The organism is Streptomyces sp. NPDC056452 (genome assembly GCF_042796085.1).
Taxonomy (GTDB): domain Bacteria; phylum Actinomycetota; class Actinomycetes; order Streptomycetales; family Streptomycetaceae; genus Streptomyces.
The window spans coordinates 54,215-76,666 of sequence record NZ_JBHTRI010000002.1; the positions used below are offsets into that span (position 1 = coordinate 54,215).

A 22,452-nucleotide genomic window follows, 5' to 3' on the forward strand; every position below is an offset into this window, starting at 1 on the left:
CAAGCACATACGGACGGACCTGCGGCGGCTGCACGGCTACTCGGACGAGATCACCGAGGTTCCGAACCGGCCGATCAGCCGAGACCTGCTGGCCCGTGACCTGACCCGCCACGTCGCCAGGGACGGCACACCCCGCAACATCCCGATCGGTTTCACGTGGAACGGCTCGGAGATCGTCATGTGCACCACGAAGAACGCCCCGAAGCTCCCGGCCCTGCGCACGAACCCGACGGTTGCCCTGACGATCGACACCGAGGAACACCCGCCCAAGATCTTGCTCATCCGCGGTCGGGCCGAGCCGGACGTCGTCGACGGCATCCCGGACGAGTATCTCGAGGCCGGCGGCACCTACCGGATGACGCCCGAGCAGCGGGCCGACTGGGAGGCCGAGGTGCGCTCGCTCTACGACGGCATGGTCCGGATCGTCGTGACCCCGACGTGGGCGAAACTGATCGACTTCGAGGCGACTCTGCCGAGCGCGGTCGAGGAGCTGGTCCGGCAGCGGGAGGAACGTCGGCGCGCCTGAGCGCCGTGTGTGTGCCCGCATCGGGTGGATCAGCCGCGTCGGGATCGCCCATGACGGGTGGATCGTCCGCGTCTCGACCCCCACTGAGGCCGGGGCGCCCGTGTCTCCGACGTCCGCATCCGAAATTCGCGAGGAAATTTCGCCGGGGGATGTCGAGAACCCCTGCACGGCTCCGTCCCTGGATCGAACACGGCCACAATGGGCCGTACGTCACCGAGGAGAACACCATGGCCAAGTACCTTCTGCTCAAGCACTACCGGGGCGCACCGGCAGCGGTCAACGACGTACCGATGGACCAGTGGGAGCCGGAAGAGGTCACGGCCCACATCCAGTACATGCGTGACTTCGCCGCTCGGCTCGAGGAGACCGGCGAGTACGTCGACGGCCAGGCTCTCTCCCCGGAGGGCACCTTCGTCCGCTCGGACGGCGAGGGCCGCCCTCCGGTCACCGACGGCCCGTTCGCGGAGACCAAGGACCTGATCGCCGGCTGGATGGTGATCGACGTCGAGACCTACGAGCGGGCGATCGAGCTGGCCGGCGAGTTGTCCGCGGCGCCGGGTGCGGGTGGGAAGCCGATCCACGAGTGGCTCGAGTTGCGCCCGTTCTACGCCGAGCTGCCCACGACCACCGAGTGAACGACTCGCTGCTCCGGGAGCTGGTGCCCTCGGTGATCGGTGTTCTCGTCCGCCGCGGAGCCGACTTCGCGGCGGCCGAGGACGCCGTGCAGGACGCCCTGGTCGAGGCCGTGCGCGTGTGGCCGGACAACCCGCCGCGGGACCCCAAGGGCTGGCTGGTCACCGTGGCTTGGCGCAAGTTCCTCGACGCCGCCCGCGCCGACACCTCCCGCCGGCACCGCGAGGTACGCGTCGAGCGCGAGCCCGTGCCCGGCCCGAGCGAGTCGGTGGACGACCCCCTCCAGCTGTACTTCCTGTGCGCGCACCCGTCCCTGACACCGGCCTCCGCCGTCGCGCTCACGCTCCGGGCGGTCGGCGGTCTGACCACGCGCCAGATCGCGCAGGCCTACCTCGTGCCGGAGGCGACCATGGCCCAGCGGATCAGCAGGGCCAAACGGACCGTCTCCGACGTCAGGTTCGACCGGCCCGGTGACGTCGCCACGGTGCTGCGCGTCCTCTACCTGGTCTTCAACGAGGGCTACTCCGGCGACGTCGACCTCGCCGCCGAAGCGATCCGGCTCACTCGCCAACTGGCGGCCGGAACCAGCCATGAGGAGGTCGCGGGCCTGCTCGCGCTCATGCTGCTCCACCACGCACGGCGCCCGGCACGGACCGGCCCCGACGGCCGGCTCGTGCCCCTTGCCGAGCAGGACCGCAGCCTGTGGAACACCCGCTTGATCGCCGAGGGCGTCGACGTGCTCCAGGCAGCCCTCGCACGCGACCGCCTGGGCGAGTTCCAGGCACAGGCCGCCATCGCCGCTCTCCACGCCGACGCCCGGACGGCCGAGGAGACCGACTGGGTGCAGATCGTCGAGTGGTACGACGAGCTCGTGCGCCTCACCGACAGCCCTGTGGCCCGCCTCAACCGGGCCGTCGCGGTCGGTGAGGCCGACGGCCCGCGTGCCGGCTTGGCCGCCCTGGCGGGGCTCGACCCCGCCCTGCCCCGCCACACCGCCGTCCTGGCGTACCTGCACGAGCGGGACGGTGACCCGGTGACCGCGGCACGGCTCTACGCCGAAGCTGCCCGCTCGGCGCCCAGCCTCCCCGAGCGCGACCACCTCACGCGACAGGCCGCACGGCTCAACTCCCAGCTGCGCGGTTGAGCGAGTTCCCAAAGACGCAGGGCCTCTCAGCGGCCCCCCGATCCGGCGCCCGCACGGGGCGACCGGGCGCAGATCCGTGGAACGCGGGTCCTGGGCGGGTGTTCCACGGTCGGCCATGCGCGGTCGTCCACCGTCAGGAACGGCTCGCCCAGCACGGTCGTCGGGGTCGTACCGGTGAACTCCATGACGTCCCGATGGAGATGGGACTGGTCGTAATAGCCGCTGTCCGCCGCGACGTGGGCTGCGCCTTCACCTGCGATCAGACGGTGAACGGCGTGGTCGAAGCGGACCAGCTTCGCGGCACTCTTCGGTGGAATGCCGATCTGCGAGTGGAACCGGGACCACAGACGCTTGCGGCTCCATCCGAGTTCGTCCGCCAGGTGGTCGATCCGGACGAGGCCCCTGCCGCCGACGATCCGGTTCCAGGCCCAGGCCACCGCCGGGTCCACCGGTGACCGCTCCTCGAACCGGCGTGCGAGCAGCGCGTCCGTGAGCGCGAAGCGGTCCTCCCACGAGGGGATCTCGCTCAGCTGCTCGCGCATCCGTGACGCGTCCCTGCCCCACACCTCGTCGAGGGACACCACGGAACCGGCCAGATCGGCCGGAGAGACACCCAGAACCGCGCCGGCGACCACCGGGGACAGACGCACCTGTACGCACTCGGCATGATCGCCCCACGCCCGGACCCCGCCCCCGGATCCGAACCCGGGACCGGCGACGAGACTTCCCCGATGCCGCCGCCCGGCGCCGTCCTCCACTGTGGACGGGACCGCCCCGAACTCCAGGATCAGCATGACGGCCGGGTGCGGAACCACCCGCAGGCCACCGACGAGTGGGCCGGGGACCCGGAACCCGGCCATGTCGACACCGGCCACCCTGCTGGGCCGCTGCGGACGTGCGACGTCCCACACAGCGGGATCGTCACGTTCACCCGTGGTGGACCCCATCCCCAAATGCTACGCGGGCCGGGGAAGGAACATTTGTCCAAGCCGCCGGTGTGCACCGACGGCGACGGTGGACTCATGACTGATTCGATCCTCAGCCTCGACCACGGCGACCTCTACGTCTGCCAGGACGGCCCTCACAACGGCCCCGTTCTCCTCCTCATCCATGGATCCGCAGCCTCGAGCCGGTCGTGGGACGCCCTCGTTCCGCTGCTGGCGACGCTCCATCGCGTCATCCGGATCGACCTGCCCGGCCACGGCCGCTCGGCCGAACCGGTCGACGGTGACTACGCGACCCCGGAGCAGGGGCGCAGGATCGGCGCGGCACTGGACCGGCTCCGCATCGAACACGCGGTAGTCGTCGGCCACTCCAGCGGCGGCTATGCCGCCACCGCTCTCGCCGAGCAACGACCCGACCTGGTGGCCGCGCTCGCGCTCATCAGCACCGGCCCCGGCATGGATGCCTTCATCGCACCGGGACCGGCCGCTTTCCACCCCGCGCAGTGGCCACCGACCGACGAGCAGATCCGCCAGTTCGCAAGCCCCGGGTTCCGCGAGGGCTTCCAGGTCCCACAAGAGCTCGTCGACGAACTGCGCGGCATGTCCTTCGGGGCGGTCACCGCAGCCATGCAGGCGTCCACCGCCTATCTGAACGAGCGTGCGCTCCCGGATCGGCTGGTGGCCCTGGGTAAGCCGCTGCAGGTGATCTTCGGCGACGAGGACCGCAGATGGCGCCCCTCGTCCGCGGCCGACTACCGCGTCGTTCCGGGCGCGAATGTCGAGTTCCTGCCCGGTGCCGGACACACACCCATTCTGGAGGACCCGCCGCGGACCGCCGCGCTCCTCCTGCCCTTCACCGAGGCCCACACCGTTCGGGCGTCCGAGGCCACTTGACGATCGAGCCCGGACGAACGTGTAGGTTCTCGCGGTTCGTGTCCTGTTCAGAGGCTGTGAGCTGCGGCTGACCCCGGTGCCTCACGCCGTGTCCAAGCCGGCCAGTCCCACGGTTGCGTCCGAATCCCGGACCGGCCACGAGGAGCAGGCGGATGCCCCGCAGCAGGCCGTCCACAGGACATCACCCTTCCACCTGGAATCTGATGTCCGCGCCCGGGTAAAGCCAGTGGAACGAGAACTCGACCCGTTCACCTGGACCGAAACAGCCGAAGAGATCCTCGACGTTCTGGATGGTGGTGGACGGTGACACCACGGGGCCGCCCCGTGCGGCCGTAGTCGCACGAGGCTGCCCGGACCCTCAGCTGAGTTCTGCCTCAGTGAAAAGCGGCGATGCTACGGGTGACCCACTCGTTGAAGGGGCGCGGAGCGCGACCGAGGACTCGTTCCACGTCCGAACTGATCCGCAGTTCGGCGGGGTTCGGGGCGGAGATGATGTCCAGGGTGTCGTCGGCGAGCTCTGGCGGCACGAACTGGATCATCGCGGCTTTGGCCTCCTCGCGGGTGAGTTCGTGGAACCGCACCGGCGACCCGAGTGCGGCGGCGATGGCTTTTGCCTGCTGACGGGGCGTGATCACCTCGGGTCCGGTCAGCTCGAATATTCCGCCGGTGTGCCGGTCGTCCATCAGGCAAGCCGCCGCGACCTCGGCGATGTCCGCCGGGTCGACGACCGGAACCCCGACATCGCCGAAGGGTGCGGCGACCGTTCCTTGTGTGCGGACGGACTCCGCCCACGCCAAGGCGTTGGAGGCGAAGCCGCCCGGTCGCAGGACGGCCCAGTCCAGGCCGGACTCCCTCAACGCGTCCTCCACCGCGCGCAGCGCAATCCGCGACGGGCCCAGCGGCCTGGTCGCCACGCCCTGAGAAGACAGCAGTACGACTCGGCGGACCCCGCTGGCAGCAGCCAGGTCGATGATGTCGGTCGGCCTGGCTTCGGGGGCGTGCAGGTCGCCGGACAGCAGGAGGAACAGCGCCTTCGCCCCGTCCAAAGCGGGGGTGAGGCCCTGCGACTCGGCCAAGTCGGCCACCACGTGCCGAACCCCGTCCGGCACTGCCGCCGCGTGCCGTGACACCGCCGTCACCTGCTCGCCCGCCTTGGCCAGGGCCTGCGTCAAAGGCTGGCCCACATTTCCGGTAGCCCCGGTCACCACGATCATGTTCAGCTCCTAGTCCGTTGTGCACTGCGGCAGTTGACGCTAGGAGACCGGCTTACTTTTCGTAAGAACATACCCAGAGGTAAGCTCCGAACATGACGGAAGGTGTGCAGTTGACGCAGGCCGGCGCCGGCCCTCGGTATGAGGTGTTTCACACCGACTGCCCTGCGCGCGACGTGGTCGACCACGTGACCAGCAGGTGGGGTATCTGGGTGCTGATTTGCTTGCGAAGCACCGACCTTCGGTTTTACGAGCTGCGCGACAGCATCCAGGGCATCAGCGAGAAGATGCTGGCTCAGACACTGCGTGCACTGGTCCAGGACGACCTGGTCTGGCGGAAGGTCGAACCGACGGCGCCGCCCCAAGTCACCTACGGTCTGACTGAGTTCGGCCAGGACATCGGTGCGCCGCTGACGGACTTGTTCGACCGGATCACACAGCGGCTGGCAGCCGGCGGGGCGTCCGCCACGGAGCGCCTGAGCGCAACAGGCCAAGCGAAGGCAGTGACCACCCCAGGCCCTGAACAGCTTCGTCATCTCGACGACGAGCAGTAACCGTGGCAGCAGAAGGTTCGTACGTACCCCCGCACGGACCAGTGGCAGAAAGGCCGCGCCACCGACACCGTCCGTGGAGGACCTGTCCCACGTGTGGCTCACTCCAAGAGTGAACCGGCTGACCAGCCAGCCTCAACTCCGTGGCCGATCGGCCACGCAATGGCCACCGACCGTGAGATTCGGCCGGTCAATCCGAGATCCCACAAGGGTGGCTCAGGTCTGCGCCATGTCCACGAAACGCGAGTAGTGGCCCTGGAAGGCCACGGTGATCGTCGCCGTCGGGCCGTTACGGTGCTTGGCCACGATCAGGTCCGCCTCGCCCGCACGGGGCGACTCCTTCTCGTACGCGTCCTCACGATGCAGCAGGATCACCATGTCGGCGTCCTGCTCGATGGAACCGGACTCACGCAGGTCGGAGACCATCGGCTTCTTGTCCGTACGCTGCTCGGGGCCACGGTTCAGCTGGGAGAGCGCGATGACGGGCAGCTCCAGCTCCTTGGCGAGGAGCTTGAGGTTTCGGGACATGTCCGAGACCTCCTGCTGACGGCTCTCGGCACGCTTGGCACCGCCGGACTGCATCAGCTGCAGGTAGTCGATGACGACGAGCTTGAGACCGTTCCGCTGCTTCAGACGACGGCATTTCGCCCGGATCTCCATCATCGAGAGGTTCGGCGAATCGTCGATGTAGAGCGGAGCCGCCGAGACGTCCGGCATCCGCCGGGCCAGCCTCGTCCAGTCCTCGTCGGTCATCGTGCCGGAGCGCATGTGATGGAGCGCCACCCGTGCCTCGGCGGACAGCAGGCGCATCGCGATCTCGTTGCGCCCCATTTCCAGGGAGAAGATCACGCTCGGGAGATTGCTCTTGATCGAGCACGCGCGGGCGAAGTCCAGGGCAAGAGTGGACTTTCCCATGGCGGGGCGCGCCGCGATGACGATCATCTGGCCGGGGTGCAGGCCGTTCGTCAGGGAGTCCAGATCGGTGAATCCGGTCGGTACGCCGGTCATCTCGCCGCTGCGTGACCCGATCGCCTCGATCTCGTCGAGCGCACCCTCCATGATGTCGCCGAGTGGGAGGTAGTCCTCACTGGTGCGCTGCTCGGTGACGGCGTAGATCTCGGCCTGGGCGGAGTTGACGATCTCGTCGACGTCTCCGTCGGCGGCGTATCCCATCTGCGTGATCTTCGTGCCCGCCTCGACGAGACGCCGGAGCACGGCCCGCTCGTGGACGATCTCCGCGTAGTACGAGGCGTTGGCGGCCGTCGGTACGGACTGGACCAGCGTGTGCAGATACGGGGCTCCGCCGACCTTGGTGATCTCGCCACGCTTGACCAGCTCGGCCGCCACGGTGATCGGGTCGGCCGGCTCGCCCTTGGCGTAGAGGTCGAGGATCGCCGTGTAGACGGTTTCGTGGGCCGGACGGTAGAAGTCGTGGCCCTTGATGATCTCCACGACGTCGGCGATGGCGTCCTTGGACAGCAGCATGCCGCCGAGCACGGACTGCTCCGCGTCGAGGTCCTGCGGAGGAACTCGCTCAAACCCGGACGAGCCACCGTCCCAGCCGCTCTCGCGCCCCCGGTCGTGCTGCTCGTCCCGCCCCTTGCCCTCACCGCGGCGCTGACGGGAAACGGGCAGACGGTCGCTGGGACCGACGTCGGCCCAGGGATCGTCCAAAGGCTCGGGAATGCTCACCGGGCCACCTCCTCCCGTCCGCTTCGCGGACCTAGCCATGCCACTCTTTCTTACGGCACGGCACCGACAAACAAGACGCCCGACTCCGGATCCGGCGCGTCAAGTTCTGCGGACTTCCAAGCCGGAACGGAGTGCGGGCGCCGCCCCACGGTAGGCCGGTCCGCACCGTCAGCCAATCTGGTTATCCACAGGGCATGTGGACGACGGACCAGATGCTGTGGAGAACTCCTCAGAACCTGTGCACGGACCGGGGGACAGCACTGTGGACAAACTCATACCGTCACCACCAGTGCGGCCCTGACCTGCGCTTTCTCCATCCACCGGCTGTGGGGAAGAAAAACTTTTCTTCTCAGCGCAAGATCACTGCAAACCATGCACGAGCGAACCCCGGACTCGATCAAAAGTAAGGACTGCTCTCGCATTGCATCTCTTACCTGTGGAAGATTAGATTGGCCCCCATGACCCAGGCCCCCACGACCCGCCGATCCAGTCGCCGCCGGCACGACCGCGAGATCATCGCACTCGCCGTTCCGGCCTTCGGCGCGCTCGTTGCCGAGCCGCTCTTCGTCATCGTCGACAGTGCCATCGTCGGTCACCTCGGCACCTCACAACTGGCCGGCCTGGGGGTCGCCGCGGCCCTGCTGACGACTGCCGTGAGCATCTTCGTCTTCCTCGCCTACGCCACCACCGCTGCGGTCGCCCGCCGGGTCGGCGCGGGAGATCTGCCCTCCGCGATCCGCCAAGGCATGGACGGCATCTGGCTCGCCCTGCTGCTCGGCGCCGTCGTCGTCGCCGTTACGCTCCCGTCGGCCCCCTGGCTGGTCGAGGCTTTCGGCGCATCGGACACGGCCGCTCCTTACGCCACCACGTATCTGCGGATCTCCAGCCTCGGGATTCCGGCCATGCTCGTCGTGCTCGCCGCGACCGGCGTCCTGCGTGGACTGCAGGACACCCGTACGCCGCTCTACGTCGCCATCGGCGGGTTCGCCGCCAACGGGGTCCTCAACGTGGTTCTGGTCTACGGAGCCGGCCTCGGGATCGCCGGCTCCGCCTGGGGAACCGTGATCGCCCAGGTCGGGATGGCTCTCGTCTACCTGATCGTCGTGGTGCGCGGGGCCCGTCGACACGGCGCCTCTCTGCGCCCGGACGCCGCGGGGATCAGGGCCAGCGCACAGGCAGGTGTCCCCCTGCTGGTCCGCACGCTCTCCCTGCGCTCGGTCCTGATGATCGCCACTGCTGTCGCCGCCCGGATGGGCGACACGGACATAGCCGCGCACCAGATCATCCTCTCGCTCTGGAGCCTCACAGCTTTTGCCCTCGACGCCATCGCCATCGCAGGTCAGGCCATCATCGGCCGCTATCTGGGGGCGAACGACGCCAAGGGCGCACGTGAGGCCTGCCGCCGGATGGTCCAGTGGGGTATCGCGTCCGGGGTGGTCCTGGGGGTCCTGATCGTGCTGGCACGACCCCTGTTCATCCCGCTGTTCACCGGTGACCAATCCGTGCAGGACACCCTGCTGCCCGCCCTGCTGGTCCTGGCGGTCTCCCAGCCGATCGCCGGCGTGGTCTTCGTCCTGGACGGAGTACTGATGGGGGCCGGCGACGGCCGCTACCTGGCCTGGGCCATGCTCCTGACCCTGGCCGTCTTCGCTCCGGTCGCGCTCCTCATCCCCAGCTTCGGAGGAGGCCTCACGGCTCTCTGGTGGGCGATGACACTGATGATGACCGTCCGGCTGGCGACGCTCTGGATCCGGACCCGCTCGGGCCGGTGGATCGTCACCGGCGCCACTCGCTGAGCGGGTCACGGCGCCACTCGCTGAGCGGAGCCGGGGCGACGGCGGAATAGCAGGGGCGGAGGAATCGGCGAGAGCCTTGCTGCCGCCGATCGCTGTTTCACGTGAAACGACGAAGGGCCGCACCCTCAGGGTGCGGCCCTTCACCTAGCTCAGATGAGCTGTGCCCTTAGGCAGCAACGACCTCGATACCGAGCTTCGCGGCAACCTCGGGGTGCAGACGGACGGACACCTGGTATCCGCCGAGCGTCTTGATCGGCGAGCCGAGCTCGACGCGACGCTTGTCGACGTCCGGGCCACCGGCAGACTTGATCGCCGTGGCGATGTCGGCCGGGGTGACGGAGCCGAAGAGACGGCCGGCGTCGCCGGAGCGAACAGCCAGACGGACCTTCACGGCCTCGAGCTTGGCCTTGATCTCGTTGGCCTGCTCGATCGTCGAGATCTCGTGGATCTTGCGGGCGCGGCGGATCTGCGCCACGTCCTTCTCGCCGCCCTTGGTCCAGCGGATGGCAAAGCCCCGCGGAACCAGGTAGTTACGGGCGTACCCGTCCTTGACGTCCACGACGTCGCCGGCAGCACCGAGGCCAGTGACCTCGTGGGTGAGGATGATCTTCATGATTCGGTCACCCTTCCCTTATCGCGCGGTGGACGTGTAGGGCAGCAGCGCCATCTCACGGCTGTTCTTGACTGCCGTGGCGACGTCACGCTGGTGCTGAGTGCAGTTGCCGGTGACGCGGCGGGCACGGATCTTGCCACGGTCGGAAATGAACTTCCGCAGCATGTTCGTGTCCTTGTAGTCCACGTACTGGGTCTTGTCCTTGCAGAATGCGCAGACCTTCTTCTTAGGCTTGCGCACAGGCGGCTTCGCCATTGTGTTTCTCCTGTGTGATCAAGAAGTGGGGGTACGAGCAGCCCTAGAAGGGAGGCTCGTCCGAGTAGCCGCCGCCGGAACCACCGGAGCTGCCGGAGCCGCCGGAGCTTCCGCCCCAGCCACCTCCGCCGCCCTGCTGGCCCCCGGCCGACTGGCCGCCGGCCGGCGCGCTGGTGGCCCACGGGTCGTCGGCGGGTGCACCGCCGCCGCCCTGCTGGCCGCCGCCACCGGAACCGCCGCCCCAGTTGCCGCCGCCCTGCTGGCCGCCGCCGCCGTATCCACCCTGGCCGCCGCCCTGACCACCGCGACCAGTGGTCTTGGTGACCTTGGCCGTGGCGTTCTTGAGACTGGGGCCGACTTCCTCGACATCCAGCTCGTAGACCGTGCGCTTGACGCCCTCACGGTCCTCGTAGGACCGCTGCTTCAACCGGCCCTGCACGACGACGCGCATGCCTCGCTGGAGCGACTCCGCGACGTTCTCCGCCGCCTGACGCCAGACCGAGCAGGTGAGGAACAGGCCTTCGCCGTCCTTCCACTCATTGGTCTGCCGGTCGAAGATGCGGGGAGTGGACGCGACACGGAACTTCGCGACCGCCGCACCGGACGGGGTGAAGCGCAGCTCGGGGTCGTCGACGAGATTGCCGACGACCGTGATGACGGTCTCGCCTGCCATGGGTGAACCTCTCGGCGGGGATTGCTTCTGGCTGCTTGCTGCTACTCGAACCCGATGACCACTGAGCTAGAAGCTCAGTGGGTCTCGGGGCGGAGGACCTTGGTCCGGAGGACCGACTCGTTCAGGTTCATCTGTCGGTCGAGCTCCTTGACGACTGCAGGCTCGGCCTGCAGGTCGATGACCGAGTAGATGCCCTCAGGCTTCTTCTTGATCTCGTAAGAGAGACGACGACGGCCCCAGGTGTCGACCTTCTCAACCTTTCCGTTGCCCTCACGGACAACGGAGAGGAAGTTCTCGATCAACGGGGAGACTGCTCGCTCCTCGAGATCGGGGTCGAGGATGACCATCACCTCGTAGTGACGCATGTGGAACCCACCTCCTTTGGACTCAGCGGCCACGGTCGTTCCGTGGCAGGAGGGTCGTGATGCGTAAGCAACAGTGTCTCCGAGTAAAACAGCCGCCACTGACAACGCCCGTCGTCGAATTCGAGGGAGCTGCAGTGCTGGCTCAGGGCAGACACCGGTGCAGACCGTACAGAGTACCCGCAGACAGGCTTCCGGTTGAAATCCGGTGCCGAGGAGACGCAATCTGTACACATCGGTTGTGAGCGGCGCTACAGTGCACCGCCTTCCGGCCAGGAGGTTCTCCATGGCACAGACAGTGCGACCCCGTCCCCGCCCGTCCGTCTCCCTCTTCGCCACGGACGGCAGACCTCATCCCCTCCAGGACACGCTGGTGGTGGTGACTCTGGTCCTCGGCGCTCTCGCCTTCGTGACGGCGATGTTCCACAACCTGCATCTGATCAGCTCGTGGGCCGGGCTGATCGGGATCCTGACCGGCGCGTACGGACAGTACGTCTCGGTGACCACGCGTGAGCGGTTCCCGTTGATCCTGGGTCTGGGCGCGTCCGCGATCGGGTTCTTCCTCGGCATGGCCCATGGCGGCCTCTTCGGCGGCGTGATCAGCTGAGGGTGCCCCCTGGGCACCATTCCCGGTCGCCCGGGGTCCAGACGGGGCACTCCTCGGTCACAGTAGGCTTCGGCGCGAGAGCCGGAGCCCCTGACCGATGGGGACACACCTGCCGAGGAGCGCCCCGCATGAGCCTGACCCTGAGGACCATCAGCCGAGAGCAGCATCTGGCGTACATCCAGAACCTGCCTTCGGCCAGTCACTGCCAGGTCCCGGCGTGGGCGGATGTGAAAACCGAATGGCGCTCGGAGAACCTGGGATGGTTCGACAAGAACGGCGAGATGGTCGGCGCCGGTCTTGTGCTGTACCGCCAGCTGCCCAAGATCAAGCGCTACCTGGCCTACCTTCCCGAGGGCCCGGTCATCAACTGGTACGCCCCGAACCTGGACGACTGGCTCCAGCCGATGCTCGCCCATCTGAAGCAGCAGGGCGCCTTCTCCGTGAAGATGGGCCCGCCCGTCGTCATCCGGCGCTGGGACTCGGCCGCCATCAAGTCCGGTATCCAGGATCCGGACGTGAAGCGCCTGCGCGACGTCGAGGCCAGCCACATCGAGCCCCGCGCCTTCGAGGTCTCGGACCGTCTGCGCAAGATGGGCTGGCAGCAGGGCGAGGACGGCGGCGCCGGCTTCGGTGACGTCCAGCCTCGCTACGTCTTCCAGGTGCCGCTGGCCAACCGCTCTCTGGAAGATGTCCTCAAGGGCTTCAACCAGCTCTGGCGGCGCAACATCAAGAAGGCCGACAAGGCAGGCGTCGAAGTCGTCCAGGGCGGCTACGAGGACCTCGCCGAGTGGCAGCGGCTGTACGAGATCACGGCAGTGCGTGACCACTTCCGGCCGCGCCCGCTGTCGTACTTCCAGCGCATGTGGACGGTGCTCAACTCCGAGGACCCGAACCGCATGCGGCTGTACTTCGCCCGGCACAACGGGGTCAACCTTTCCGCCGCGACCATGCTCGTGGTCGGCGGGCACGTCTGGTACTCCTACGGCGCGTCCGACAACATCGGCCGCGAGGTCAGGCCCTCGAACGCGATGCAGTGGCGGATGCTCCGCGACTCCTACGCGATGGGCGCGACCGTCTACGACCTGCGCGGCATCAGCGATTCGCTGGACGAGACCGACCACCTCTTCGGCCTGATCCAGTTCAAGGTCGGCACCGGCGGCGAAGCCGTCGAGTACGTCGGTGAGTGGGACTTCCCCCTCAACAAGCTGCTGCACAAGGCGCTCGATATGTACATGTCTCGCCGCTGACACTGCCCGAAGGCACTTCACTAAGCTCCGCATACCTCTGATACACCGCAGCCACCAGAAAGGTTCCGGGCCGGCCATGGCGCTCTCCCTCTACGTCGACACCGCGCGCTGGCGGGCGCACCAGAAGTCCGTCCTCGACCAGTTCCCCGGTCTCGTTCCTGTCTGCAAGGGCAATGGCTACGGCTTCGGACACGAGCGGCTCGCCGACGAGGCGATCCGTTTCGGTTCCGACACGCTCGCTGTCGGAACCACGTACGAAGCCGCCCGTATCAAGGACTGGTTCAGCGGCGACCTCCTCGTCCTCACGCCCTTCAGGCGGGGCGAGGAGCCCGTACCGCTGCCCGACCGCGTCATCCGCTCGGTGTCGTCGGTGGACGGTGTCCACGCCCTGGTGGGCGCGCGGGTCGTCATCGAGTGCATGAGCTCGATGAAGCGCCACGGTGTGAAGGAGGAGGAGCTCGGGCAGCTGCACGCGGCCATCGAGGACGTACGTCTCGAGGGTTTCGCCCTGCACCTGCCGCTGGACCGCACCGACGGTTCGGACGCGGTCGAGGAGGTCATCGGCTGGATGGACCGCCTGCGCGCGGCCCGGCTGCCTCTGCACACCATGTTCGTCAGCCATCTGAAGGCCGAGGAACTGGCGCGGCTGCAGCAGCAGTTCCCGCAGACCCGCTTCCGCGCACGCATCGGCACGCGCCTCTGGCTCGGCGACCACGAGGCGACGGAGTACCGCGGTGCCGTGCTCGACGTCACGCGCGTCGTCAAGGGGGACCGGTTCGGCTACCGCCAGCAGAAGGCCGCCTCGGACGGCTGGCTGGTGGTCGTGGCGGGGGGTACGTCCCACGGCGTCGGCCTGGAAGCTCCCAAGGCCCTGCACGGCGTGATGCCGCGTGCGAAGGGTGTCGCCCGGGCCGGGCTGGCCACGGTCAACCGCAATCTGTCGCCGTTCGTGTGGGCGGGCAAGCAGCGCTGGTTCGCCGAGCCGCCGCACATGCAGGTGTCCATCCTGTTCGTCCCCTCGGACGCCCAGGAGCCGAGGGTCGGTGACGAACTGGTGGCTCACCTGCGCCACACGACCACCCAGTTCGACCGCCTCGTGGACCGTTAAGCCCTTCGCCCTTCCGCCCGGATCAGGCCGGGCTCGCGGGCGTCCGGCGGCCGCTCAGTCGGCCGCTCCGCCCGTCGTGCCCCACTCCACCCGCGGTCCTTCGACCGCGGGTGCCGCGTGCCGGCCGTGATGGTGGACCGCCTGGCCGAACGCGACCGCGTCCGGAGCCCCGTCCAGTACCCCGCCCGACGGATCGTCCGACCCGTCGCGCCGCACGGTGTCCCGCTCCGGCAGGAGGATGTCGCGGACCACGATGGCGCACAGGTACAGCGTCCCGAGGAGATGCAGGGCGATCGCGACCTGATAGCCCTCCTGCGGCAGCCCCTGGTGCTTGTCGCCGCTCGTCGTGTACGCGAGGTACAGCCAGATCCCCAGGAAGTACATGACCTCGCAGGCCTGCCAGACGAGGAAGTCCCGCCAGCGCGGCCTGGCCAGCACGGCCAGCGGGATCAGCCAGAGCACGTACTGCGGTGAGTAGACCTTGTTCGTCAGGATGAAGGCGGCGACCACCAGAAACGCGAGCTGCGCGAACCGGGGCCTGCGCCGGGCGGTCAGCGCCAGCCCCGCGATTCCCGCACACAACAGGATCATCAGCAGCACCGAAGCCGTGTTCACGGTGTCCACGTCGATGGGCCTGCCGGTGCGCTGGGTGATGATCAGCCAGAACGAGCCGTAGTCGATCTGCCGCTCCTGGCTGAACGTGTAGAACTTCTTCCACCCCTCGGGGGCGTACGCCATGACGGGGAGGTTCACCAGCAGCCAGGCCCCCGCCGCGCCCAGCATCGCCGACCCGAACTCACGCCATTTCCCGGCCCGCCAGCACAGCACGAGAAGGGGTCCCAGAAGCAGCACGGGATAGAGCTTGGCGGCCGTCGCCAGGCCGATGAGGATCCCGAAGGCGAGTGCCCGTCCGCGGGACCACATGAGCATGGCGGCGGCCGTCAGTGCCACGGCGAGCAGATCCCAGTTGATCGTCGCGGTGAGCGCGAGTGCCGGTGCGAGTGCGACCAGCAGGCCGTCCCAGGGGCGGCGCCGGTGCGTCCGCGCGACGCACACGGCGATGATCACGGCGCAGATCATCAGCATGCCCGCGTTGACCATCCAGTACATCTGCTCGCGCTGCTGCATGGGATCGCCGGTGGGCGTCAGCGTCAGCCAGGACGCGACCTGCATGAAGAGGCCCGTGAGGACGGGGTACTCGAGGTACTCCATGTCGCCGCTGAGCCGGTCGAAGTACGGCACGAGGCCCTCGGCGAAGCCACGTCCGAGGTAGAGATGCGGAATGTCGGAGTAGCACGCGTGCGTGTACTGCGAGCTGGTTCCGCGGAACCAGGCCCAGTCGTAGCAGGGCAGCTTCTGCACCATGCCGAGCGCGAACATTCCGATCGCCACGAGCACGATGACGCGGACCGGCGTGAGCGGACCGGCGCCGAGCCGTGCCCAGCGTCCCACCGGTCCGCCGATCAGCTCGCTGCCCGCCGCGGCGATCTCGTCCTGTTGCGTGGGCCGAACGACGGGCCGCTCCTGGTGCACGCTCGTGTCTTCTGCGCTTGGCATGCCGCACATCCTGCCGTACGGCGCTGTGGGCGGGGCGTGTGCCGCCCCCGGGACACGGAGAGGGCCGCCGGCACCTGGCAGGTGCGGGCGGCCCTCGTCACGCTTGTCCGACGGTCACTCGTCGGGGGTCCGGCGAGCGGTGGCGCTATCCGCCGCCGCCGAAGAACCCGCCGGCCGCGTTGTTCCCGTTCCCGTTGCCGTTCGACCCGTCTGTCGTGCCGTCGGTCGTACCGGTATCGGTACCGCCGTCGGTCGTACCGGTATTGGCACTGCCGTCGGTCGTACCCGTGTTGTCCCCGCCGTCGGTGGTGCCGGTGTCGGTGCCACCGTTGTTGCAGTCCCAGTCGAACGTTCCGCACGACTTGCTGGGCGTGGGGGACGGCTGGGACGGGGTGGGCGACGGACTCGACGGTTCGCTGGACGGCGTCTGCGAAGGCGTCGGGCTGGGCGTCGGGGAGGGGCTGGCGGCGCCGCCACCGTAGAGCGTCTCGCCGTACGGCTGCGGCTCCGGGAAGTCCTTGACCTCCATGCCCTTCGTGGCGCCTGCCATGTAGTCGTGCCAGATCTGCGCGGGGAACGAGGCGCCGTGGATCTTCTCCTCACCGCCCGTGCCGAACATCTTCAGGAACTTGCGGTTCTTGTTCTTCTCGTTGTCGTCCATCCGGAACATGCTCACCGCGGTCGACAGCTGCGGGGTGTAGCCGACGAACCAGGCCGACTTGTTGCCGTCCGTGGTTCCCGTCTTCCCGGCCACATCACGGTCGGGGAGCTGGGCAGGTGTTCCCGTCCCCTTCTCGACGACGTTCTTCAGGACGTCGGTGACGTTGTCCGCGACGATGCTGGGGAAGGCCGTCTTGGACACTGTCTCGTGCTGATAGATGACCTCGCCCCTGTGCTTGACCTCGGTGACCGAGAAGGGGTCGCGCTGCTGGCCGCTGGTGGCGAAGGTGGCATACGCGCCGGCCATCCGGATGGCGCTCGGAGAAGACGTGCCGATGGAGTACGAGGGGACGTTCGCGTCCGCCATGTAGTCGTCGTCACGCAGCCCCGCGGCGAGCGCGGCGTCCTTCACCTTGTCCGTGCCGACATCCATGCCGAGCTGGACGTACGGGGAGTTGGCGGACTCCTGCATGGCGGTTCGCAGGTCGATGGGCCCGTAGCTGTGGTCTCCGTCGTTGGTCTGGAGCCACTCACCGCCCTTCTCGTTCCGCCAGATCTCGCCGTTGTACTTCTTGATCTTCAGTTTGTTGTCGCCGTTGTAGACGCTCTTCGGTGAAACCAGGGTGCGTTCCGAGGCGCTCTGGTCCGTACCGAGTTCCGGGTCGCGCTTCCCGTACTCCATGGCCGCTGCGAGCACGAACGGCTTGAAGGTCGAACCGACCTGGGCGCCCGTCACATCGGCGTTGTTGGTGTAGTGCTTCGTCGCGTCCTGACCGCCGTAGGTGGCGAGGATCGCGCCCGTCTTGGTGTCCACCGACGCACCGCCGAACTGGACGTGCGAGTCCAGGTCAGGACGCTTCTTCACATCGATCTTGGCGTCATACACCTTGTCGACGGCGGTCACGAGCTGCTTGACCTTGTCCTGGTCGAAGGTCGTGTGGATCTCGTACCCACCCTGCGCCAGCTGCCGCTCGGTGATGTTCCGGTCGTTGTTAGCGAGGAAGTACTTCGTCGCGAGGTCCACCAGGTAGCCCGTCTGGCCGCCCAGCTTCGCGTCCTTCCTCGGCGGGTTCGGCATGGGGAACGTCTTGTACGTGGCACGCTCCGCCTGGCTCATCCGGCCGTCCTTGACCTCCTCGTCGAGGATCCACTTCCAGCGCTCCTTCGCGCGCTTCGTGTTCTTCTCCTTGGTGGCCTGCACCGGGTCGATATCGGGAGCACCCTCGGGGTCGAAGTAGGTGGCCCCCTTGAGCAGGGTCGCCAGGAAGGCGCATTCGCTCGCGTTCAGATCCGTGGCGTCCTTGTCGTAGTACGCACGTGCCGCCGCCTGGAGCCCCGACGCGCCCCGGCCGTAGTAGGAGACGTTGAGGTACCCCTCCATGACCTTCTTCTTGCTCTCCGTCTCGCCGACCTTGAGCGTGATGAAGAGTTCCTTGACCTTCCGGCTCAGCGTCTGGTCCTGGGAGAGCATGGAGTTCTTCACGTACTGCTGCGTGATCGTCGATCCACCCTGGGTGTCACCTCCCCGGGCCATGTTGTAGACGGCGCGGCCGATACCCATGGGGTCGATGCCCCTGTCGGTCTCGAACGACTTGTTCTCGGCGGAGATGACGGCGTTCCGCATCGCTACGGGGATCTGCGCGTAACCGATCGACTGCCGGTTGACGGAACCGCCGGTGGCGACCATGGGGGTGTCGTCGGCCCAGTAGTAGACGTTGTTCTGCGCCGTGGCGACGTCCTTGATGTTCGGCGGAACCACCAGCGCGTAGGCGATGCCGGCCGCGCCCATCATGAGGCCGAGGAAGCTCAGGGTCAGTCCGGAGACAAGCTTCCACGACGGAACCCAGCGGCGTGCGCCGTACTTTCCGGCTCGCGGGTAGTCGATGAGGCGCTTCTTGCCGGAGCGGGCATCAGCCCGGCCCCGGCCACGGCCTTCGTACCCACCGGTGTCGCCGGCTCCGCGCCGTCTGCCACCGCCGCCGCGCTGGGCGGCGCGACGGGCCTCGGCCCGGCCGCCGTAGGAGGCTTCCTCGCCATAAGCGTCGGAAGGTGATGCTGAAGTTGCTCTGCGTGACGACTCGCTGCGGCGTCCGGCAGGCTGTTGGGCGGCTCGTCTGGCCGCGGCACGCCCTCCACCTTGCGGTTGCGGCGTTTTGCGACGGTGCTCGCTCATCGAACGACTACTCCTCGGGCAGGCAAGAGCGCCTGGAAGCGGCAGTTGAGATCCGGTCCCCCCGAATTACGGACGCGCCCTGCGGAAGGCTCATCCGCAGTACATCCGGCAGTCCGCGATGACTGACGCTTGGCGGCGTCACACGGTTCCCGGTGGTCTGCATGCCGCACAGACTACGCAGGGTCAAAAACCCCCTAGAGCCGAACTTCACCCCAAATAACGCAAGTCACTCCCTAGGAATTGTCGATGTGACGCCGCTCACGGAGCCTCCCCTTGTCGAACACCACGCGTCGATCTATCGTGCTGATGTATCGAGTCGATACATCAGCACGGCATAAGGTGGGCTCAAGTGCTCCGCGGGAGCACTCGGAGAAGGAGGAGGCGAAGGTGAGCAGACGCTCAGGCATCCTCGAATTCGCCGTACTCGGCCTGCTCCGCGAGTCCCCGATGCACGGGTATGAGCTGCGCAAGCGTCTCAACACGTCGTTGGGGATCTTCCGCGCCTTCAGCTACGGCACGCTCTACCCCTGTCTCAAGACGCTGGTTGCCAGCGGCTGGTTGATCGAGGAGCCGGGAAGTACTCCGGATCTTCCGCCGGTCGCCGGCCGTGGGGTCGCTCCCACGTCCTCGCTCACGGGTCGCCGCGCCAAAATCGTCTACCGGTTGACGGCGGAAGGTAAGGAGCACTTCGAGGAGCTGCTCTCGCACACCGGCCCGGACGCGTGGGAGGACGAGCACTTCGCCGCTCGCTTCGCCTTCTTCGGGCAGACGGAGCGCGATGTACGGATGCGCGTGCTCGAAGGACGCCGCAGCAGGCTCGAGGAACGCCTCGAGAAGATGCGCGCCTCCCTTGCCCGCACCCGCGAACGACTCGACGACTACACACTTGAGCTGCAGCGACACGGCATGGAGTCCGTGGAGCGCGAAGTGCGCTGGCTGAACGAGCTCATCGAGAGCGAGCGATCGGGACGGGATCAGCGACGATCCTCGCCCGAGGGCTCTGCTCAGCACGACACATCAGGAGAGACGGGCGGCCTGCCCCGGCACCGGGACAACACCCGGCCGGATCCGTCCGACGACACCAAGTGAAGTCCCCGCAGATCCGCAAGGTTCCACGGGGAACACTGAGAACACAGGGAGCAATCGGCATGGGTTCGGTTCGCGTAGCCATCGTCGGCGTGGGCAACTGCGCCGCCTCGCTGGTGCAGGGCGTCGAGTACTACAAGGACGCCGATCCGGCCGGCAAGGTGCCCGGTCTGATGCACGTTCAGTTCGGCGAGTACCACGTGAGCGACGTCGAGTTCGTCGCCGCCTTCGACGTTGACGCGAAGAAGGTCGGCCTCGACCTCTCGGACGCCATCGGCGCCAGCGAGAACAACACCATCAAGATCGCCGACGTGCCGAACACCGGCGTGACGGTTCAGCGTGGCCACACCCACGACGGTCTGGGCAAGTACTACCGCGAGACGATCGAGGAGTCCGCCGAGGCCCCGGTCGACATCGTCCAGATCCTCAAGGACAAGCAGGTCGACGTCCTCGTCTGCTACCTGCCCGTCGGCTCCGAGGTTGCTGCGAAGTTCTACGCGCAGTGCGCCATCGACGCCAAGGTCGCGTTCGTCAACGCTCTCCCGGTGTTCATCGCCGGCACCAAGGAGTGGGCGGACAAGTTCACCGAGGCCGGTGTCCCGATCGTCGGCGACGACATCAAGTCCCAGGTCGGCGCCACCATCACGCACCGTGTGATGGCGAAGCTGTTCGAGGACCGGGGCGTCGTCCTGGACCGCACGATGCAGCTGAACGTCGGCGGCAACATGGACTTCAAGAACATGCTCGAGCGTGAGCGCCTCGAGTCCAAGAAGATCTCGAAGACGCAGGCCGTCACCTCGCAGATCCGTGACCGCGAGCTCGGTGCGGACAACGTCCACATCGGCCCCTCGGACTACGTGGCCTGGCTGGACGACCGCAAGTGGGCGTACGTGCGCCTCGAGGGCCGTGCCTTCGGTGACGTTCCGCTGAACCTGGAGTACAAGCTCGAGGTCTGGGACTCCCCGAACTCCGCCGGCGTCATCATCGACGCCGTGCGCGCAGCGAAGATCGCCCTGGACCGCGGCATCGGTGGCCCGATCCTCTCGGCTTCCTCGTACTTCATGAAGTCCCCGCCGGTCCAGTACTTCGACGACGAGGCCCGCGAGAACGTCGAGAAGTTCATCAGCGGCGACATCGAGCGCTGATCCGGCCGATCACGGCTGCAGCCTCACCAGGGTGACGAGCGGAAACGCTCCGTCCCCTCCACACCTTGGGGGTCCCCGGGCAATCCGCCCGGGGACCCCCAACGTGTGTGACCCTTGCCCACATGCCTGTCGTGCGTGATCTACGCGTACTCCTGCGCTTTCGGAACTTCCGTCGCCTTCTCGCCGTGCGGCTTCTCTCGCAGTCGGCTGACGGCGTCTACCAGGTCGCGCTCGCCACATACGTCGTCTTCTCCCCGGAGGGTCAGACGACGCCGGGCGCCATCGCATCCGCCATGGCTGTGCTGCTGCTGCCGTACTCCTTGATCGGCCCGTTCGCCGGCGTCCTGCTGGACCGCTGGCCGCGCCGACAGGTGTTCCTGTACGGAAATCTGCTGCGGGCCGCCCTGGCCTGCTGCACGGCCCTGCTGCTCCTGAGCTCCGTACCCGCGTGGGCGTTCTACGCTTCCGCCCTCTGCGTCACCGCGGTCAACCGCTTCGTCCTGGCCGGGCTGTCCGCGGCTCTCCCGCGCGTCGTCGACACCGACCGGCTGGTCGTCGCCAACTCCCTCTCCCCGACGGCCGGAACGCTGGCCGCAACGGCCGGCGGAGGGCTCGCCCTGGCCATGAAAGTACTGACAGACGGGTCCGACGCCGCCGTCATCCTGTTGGGGGCGGTCCTCTATCTCCTCTCGGCCCTCACGTCCCTGACCCTTCCTCGCGGCCTCCTCGGGCCCGATGAGGACCTGCACCACGTGCGGCTGCGGGATGCCCTCACCACGACCGCACGCGGCCTCGTCGCCGGGTTGCGCCATCTGGCCGAGCGGAAGGACGCCGCACGCGCTCTGGCTGCCATAACGGTGATCCGCTTCTGCTACGGGGCCCTGACCGTGATGGTGTTGATGCTGTGCCGCTACGCGTGGTCCGACAGCGAGTCCGACGGACTGACACTGCTCGGCCTTGCGCTGGGAGCCTCCGCCGCGGGTTACTTCGTGGCCGCGGCGATCACCCCGTGGGCCGTGGGGCGCCTCGGCCGGTACGGCTGGATGGCGGTGTGCGCGGGTACGGCGGCTCTCCTGGAGCCGGCGCTGGGACTGCCGTTCGCCCCGACTCCGATGCTGGCGGCAGCCTTCGTCCTCGGGCTCGTGACACAGGGGACAAAGATCGCGACGGACACGGAAGTGCAGACGTCGGTCGACGATTCGTTCCGCGGCAGGATCTTCTCGCTCTACGACGTGTTGTTCAACGTTGCCTTCGTCGCTGCCGCGGCGCTGTCCGCCCTCGCGCTTCCCGCTGATGGACGGTCCGTTGTCGTGGTGATCGTCGTGGCCGTGCTCTACGCCTTGGTCTCGGTAGCGATGTTCCGCCGGCGACACGTCAGCCTGGCGCTCCAGCGCGCCCACATCAAGGAGTGAGGGCGTTGTTTCACGTTTCACGTGAAACAACGCCCTCCGATGGATCCCGCTCCAGAATCGCGGGGGGGGTTTTTAGGTGTAAAATAAAACCCCCCCCCCCCCCGGCGGAGCGGCCGCCCCCACCAAGAGGGGGGGGGCCGCCCCCAACGGGTGCATAGGCCCC

General features: G+C 67.7%; 21 protein-coding genes. 12 read left to right on the forward strand and 9 right to left on the reverse strand.

The features are described 5' to 3' along the window. Positions 1 to 28 precede the first annotated feature (28 nt). From ACFQ6X_RS02575 to ACFQ6X_RS02585, 3 genes are all read left to right on the forward strand, one after another. Complete coding sequence (locus ACFQ6X_RS02575; protein ID WP_383175382.1) at positions 29 to 526, forward strand: pyridoxamine 5'-phosphate oxidase family protein; 498 nt, start codon at positions 29 to 31, stop codon at positions 524 to 526. Positions 527 to 753: 227 nt separating this feature from the next. Next, on the forward strand, positions 754 to 1,161 hold the full coding sequence (locus ACFQ6X_RS02580; RefSeq protein ID WP_383174743.1) for a YciI family protein: 408 nt from the start codon (positions 754 to 756) through the stop codon (positions 1,159 to 1,161). Next, positions 1,158 to 2,303, forward strand: a complete 1,146-nt coding sequence (locus tag ACFQ6X_RS02585) for an RNA polymerase sigma factor (protein ID WP_383174746.1) — start codon at positions 1,158 to 1,160, stop codon at positions 2,301 to 2,303. Before ACFQ6X_RS02580 ends, ACFQ6X_RS02585 begins: the two co-directional genes overlap by 4 nt. 26 nt (positions 2,304 to 2,329) lie before the next feature. Here ACFQ6X_RS02585 and ACFQ6X_RS02590 read toward each other — a convergent pair whose 3' ends face one another. Beyond that, positions 2,330 to 3,250 (reverse strand): helix-turn-helix domain-containing protein, encoded by a 921-nt coding sequence (locus ACFQ6X_RS02590; RefSeq protein WP_383174749.1) that lies wholly within the window; start codon positions 3,248 to 3,250, stop codon positions 2,330 to 2,332. A 75-nt stretch (positions 3,251 to 3,325) separates the two neighbouring features. Between ACFQ6X_RS02590 and ACFQ6X_RS02595 the strand changes: the two genes are divergently transcribed. Next, positions 3,326 to 4,141: an alpha/beta fold hydrolase gene (locus ACFQ6X_RS02595; RefSeq protein ID WP_383174752.1), complete on the forward strand. Its 816-nt coding sequence runs from the start codon at positions 3,326 to 3,328 to the stop codon at positions 4,139 to 4,141. A gap of 374 nt (positions 4,142 to 4,515) precedes the next feature. Here the strand turns inward: ACFQ6X_RS02595 and ACFQ6X_RS02600 are convergent, their stop codons facing one another. After that, the gene (locus tag ACFQ6X_RS02600) at positions 4,516 to 5,355 is read right to left on the reverse strand and encodes an SDR family oxidoreductase (RefSeq protein ID WP_383174755.1); all 840 of its coding nucleotides are present in this window, start codon (positions 5,353 to 5,355) and stop codon (positions 4,516 to 4,518) included. A 92-nt stretch (positions 5,356 to 5,447) separates the two neighbouring features. Here ACFQ6X_RS02600 and ACFQ6X_RS02605 point away from each other — a divergent pair, with 92 nt between their 5' ends. Continuing rightward, a complete protein-coding gene (locus ACFQ6X_RS02605; RefSeq protein ID WP_383174758.1) occupies positions 5,448 to 5,906 on the forward strand; it encodes a winged helix-turn-helix transcriptional regulator in 459 nt (152 codons plus the stop codon). 213 nt (positions 5,907 to 6,119) lie between these two features. Here ACFQ6X_RS02605 and dnaB read toward each other — a convergent pair whose 3' ends face one another. Then, positions 6,120 to 7,595 carry a replicative DNA helicase gene (gene dnaB, locus ACFQ6X_RS02610; RefSeq protein WP_329209064.1) on the reverse strand — a complete coding sequence of 492 codons (1,476 nt, stop codon included), beginning with the start codon at positions 7,593 to 7,595 and terminating at the stop codon, positions 6,120 to 6,122. Between the two features lie 458 nt (positions 7,596 to 8,053). Between dnaB and ACFQ6X_RS02615 the strand changes: the two genes are divergently transcribed. Continuing rightward, positions 8,054 to 9,391, forward strand: a complete 1,338-nt coding sequence (locus tag ACFQ6X_RS02615) for an MATE family efflux transporter (RefSeq protein WP_383174761.1) — start codon at positions 8,054 to 8,056, stop codon at positions 9,389 to 9,391. 166 nt (positions 9,392 to 9,557) lie between these two features. Here ACFQ6X_RS02615 and rplI read toward each other — a convergent pair whose 3' ends face one another. From rplI to rpsF, 4 genes are all read right to left on the reverse strand, one after another. After that, entirely contained in the window at positions 9,558 to 10,004 is a 447-nt protein-coding gene (gene rplI / locus ACFQ6X_RS02620; protein WP_329209068.1) for a 50S ribosomal protein L9, read from the reverse strand. A gap of 18 nt (positions 10,005 to 10,022) precedes the next feature. Continuing rightward, positions 10,023 to 10,259, reverse strand: coding sequence for a 30S ribosomal protein S18 (gene rpsR, locus ACFQ6X_RS02625; RefSeq protein WP_003967857.1), 237 nt, complete (start codon positions 10,257 to 10,259; stop codon positions 10,023 to 10,025). A 43-nt stretch (positions 10,260 to 10,302) separates the two neighbouring features. Further along, positions 10,303 to 10,932, reverse strand: coding sequence for a single-stranded DNA-binding protein (locus tag ACFQ6X_RS02630; RefSeq protein ID WP_383174766.1), 630 nt, complete (start codon positions 10,930 to 10,932; stop codon positions 10,303 to 10,305). A gap of 74 nt (positions 10,933 to 11,006) precedes the next feature. Continuing rightward, positions 11,007 to 11,297, reverse strand: coding sequence for a 30S ribosomal protein S6 (gene rpsF / locus ACFQ6X_RS02635; RefSeq protein ID WP_006604399.1), 291 nt, complete (start codon positions 11,295 to 11,297; stop codon positions 11,007 to 11,009). A gap of 283 nt (positions 11,298 to 11,580) precedes the next feature. On the opposite strand from rpsF, the gene ACFQ6X_RS02640 reads away from it, so the two are divergent. The 3 genes from ACFQ6X_RS02640 (at position 11,581) to ACFQ6X_RS02650 (ending at position 14,256) form a co-directional block, all read left to right on the forward strand. Continuing rightward, positions 11,581 to 11,901 (forward strand): hypothetical protein, encoded by a 321-nt coding sequence (locus ACFQ6X_RS02640; RefSeq protein ID WP_383174769.1) that lies wholly within the window; start codon positions 11,581 to 11,583, stop codon positions 11,899 to 11,901. A gap of 128 nt (positions 11,902 to 12,029) precedes the next feature. Beyond that, positions 12,030 to 13,148, forward strand: a complete 1,119-nt coding sequence (locus ACFQ6X_RS02645; RefSeq protein WP_073750714.1) for a peptidoglycan bridge formation glycyltransferase FemA/FemB family protein — start codon at positions 12,030 to 12,032, stop codon at positions 13,146 to 13,148. Positions 13,149 to 13,224: 76 nt separating this feature from the next. Next, a complete protein-coding gene (locus ACFQ6X_RS02650) occupies positions 13,225 to 14,256 on the forward strand; it encodes an alanine racemase (RefSeq protein ID WP_383174773.1) in 1,032 nt (343 codons plus the stop codon). Between the two features lie 54 nt (positions 14,257 to 14,310). Here ACFQ6X_RS02650 and ACFQ6X_RS02655 read toward each other — a convergent pair whose 3' ends face one another. Both ACFQ6X_RS02655 and ACFQ6X_RS02660 read right to left on the reverse strand, forming a co-directional pair. Then, on the reverse strand, positions 14,311 to 15,813 hold the full coding sequence (locus ACFQ6X_RS02655) for a glycosyltransferase family 87 protein (protein ID WP_383174776.1): 1,503 nt from the start codon (positions 15,811 to 15,813) through the stop codon (positions 14,311 to 14,313). A gap of 145 nt (positions 15,814 to 15,958) precedes the next feature. After that, on the reverse strand, positions 15,959 to 18,646 hold the full coding sequence (locus ACFQ6X_RS02660) for a transglycosylase domain-containing protein (RefSeq protein WP_383174779.1): 2,688 nt from the start codon (positions 18,644 to 18,646) through the stop codon (positions 15,959 to 15,961). Between the two features lie 387 nt (positions 18,647 to 19,033). Here ACFQ6X_RS02660 and ACFQ6X_RS02665 point away from each other — a divergent pair, with 387 nt between their 5' ends. The 3 genes from ACFQ6X_RS02665 to ACFQ6X_RS02675 all read left to right on the forward strand — a co-directional run bounded on the left by ACFQ6X_RS02665 (position 19,034) and on the right by ACFQ6X_RS02675 (position 22,289). Continuing rightward, positions 19,034 to 19,735, forward strand: a complete 702-nt coding sequence (locus ACFQ6X_RS02665; protein WP_383174782.1) for a helix-turn-helix transcriptional regulator — start codon at positions 19,034 to 19,036, stop codon at positions 19,733 to 19,735. Positions 19,736 to 19,794: 59 nt separating this feature from the next. Beyond that, complete coding sequence (locus tag ACFQ6X_RS02670) at positions 19,795 to 20,877, forward strand: inositol-3-phosphate synthase (protein WP_383174785.1); 1,083 nt, start codon at positions 19,795 to 19,797, stop codon at positions 20,875 to 20,877. Positions 20,878 to 20,999: 122 nt separating this feature from the next. Beyond that, a complete protein-coding gene (locus tag ACFQ6X_RS02675) occupies positions 21,000 to 22,289 on the forward strand; it encodes an MFS transporter (protein ID WP_383174788.1) in 1,290 nt (429 codons plus the stop codon). Positions 22,290 to 22,452 lie beyond the last annotated feature (163 nt).

Excerpts from the sequence above, each read along its gene's own strand:
- ACFQ6X_RS02660 (WP_383174779.1), bottom strand. The coding sequence starts at position 18,646 with ATGAGCGAGCACCGTCGCAAAACGCCGCAACCGCAAGGTGGAGGGCGT.
- rpsF (WP_006604399.1), bottom strand. The coding sequence starts at position 11,297 with ATGCGTCACTACGAGGTGATGGTCATCCTCGACCCCGATCTCGAGGAG.
- rpsR (WP_003967857.1), bottom strand. The coding sequence starts at position 10,259 with ATGGCGAAGCCGCCTGTGCGCAAGCCTAAGAAGAAGGTCTGCGCATTC.
- ACFQ6X_RS02650 (WP_383174773.1), top strand. The coding sequence starts at position 13,225 with ATGGCGCTCTCCCTCTACGTCGACACCGCGCGCTGGCGGGCGCACCAG.
- ACFQ6X_RS02640 (WP_383174769.1), top strand. The coding sequence starts at position 11,581 with ATGGCACAGACAGTGCGACCCCGTCCCCGCCCGTCCGTCTCCCTCTTC.
- ACFQ6X_RS02630 (WP_383174766.1), bottom strand. The coding sequence starts at position 10,932 with ATGGCAGGCGAGACCGTCATCACGGTCGTCGGCAATCTCGTCGACGAC.
- ACFQ6X_RS02655 (WP_383174776.1), bottom strand. The coding sequence starts at position 15,813 with ATGCCAAGCGCAGAAGACACGAGCGTGCACCAGGAGCGGCCCGTCGTT.
- ACFQ6X_RS02580 (WP_383174743.1), top strand. The coding sequence starts at position 754 with ATGGCCAAGTACCTTCTGCTCAAGCACTACCGGGGCGCACCGGCAGCG.
- rplI (WP_329209068.1), bottom strand. The coding sequence starts at position 10,004 with ATGAAGATCATCCTCACCCACGAGGTCACTGGCCTCGGTGCTGCCGGC.
- ACFQ6X_RS02615 (WP_383174761.1), top strand. The coding sequence starts at position 8,054 with ATGACCCAGGCCCCCACGACCCGCCGATCCAGTCGCCGCCGGCACGAC.
- ACFQ6X_RS02675 (WP_383174788.1), top strand. The coding sequence starts at position 21,000 with ATGCCTGTCGTGCGTGATCTACGCGTACTCCTGCGCTTTCGGAACTTC.
- ACFQ6X_RS02600 (WP_383174755.1), bottom strand. The coding sequence starts at position 5,355 with ATGATCGTGGTGACCGGGGCTACCGGAAATGTGGGCCAGCCTTTGACG.
- ACFQ6X_RS02590 (WP_383174749.1), bottom strand. The coding sequence starts at position 3,250 with ATGGGGTCCACCACGGGTGAACGTGACGATCCCGCTGTGTGGGACGTC.
- ACFQ6X_RS02645 (WP_073750714.1), top strand. The coding sequence starts at position 12,030 with ATGAGCCTGACCCTGAGGACCATCAGCCGAGAGCAGCATCTGGCGTAC.
- ACFQ6X_RS02605 (WP_383174758.1), top strand. The coding sequence starts at position 5,448 with ATGACGGAAGGTGTGCAGTTGACGCAGGCCGGCGCCGGCCCTCGGTAT.
- ACFQ6X_RS02595 (WP_383174752.1), top strand. The coding sequence starts at position 3,326 with ATGACTGATTCGATCCTCAGCCTCGACCACGGCGACCTCTACGTCTGC.
- ACFQ6X_RS02670 (WP_383174785.1), top strand. The coding sequence starts at position 19,795 with ATGGGTTCGGTTCGCGTAGCCATCGTCGGCGTGGGCAACTGCGCCGCC.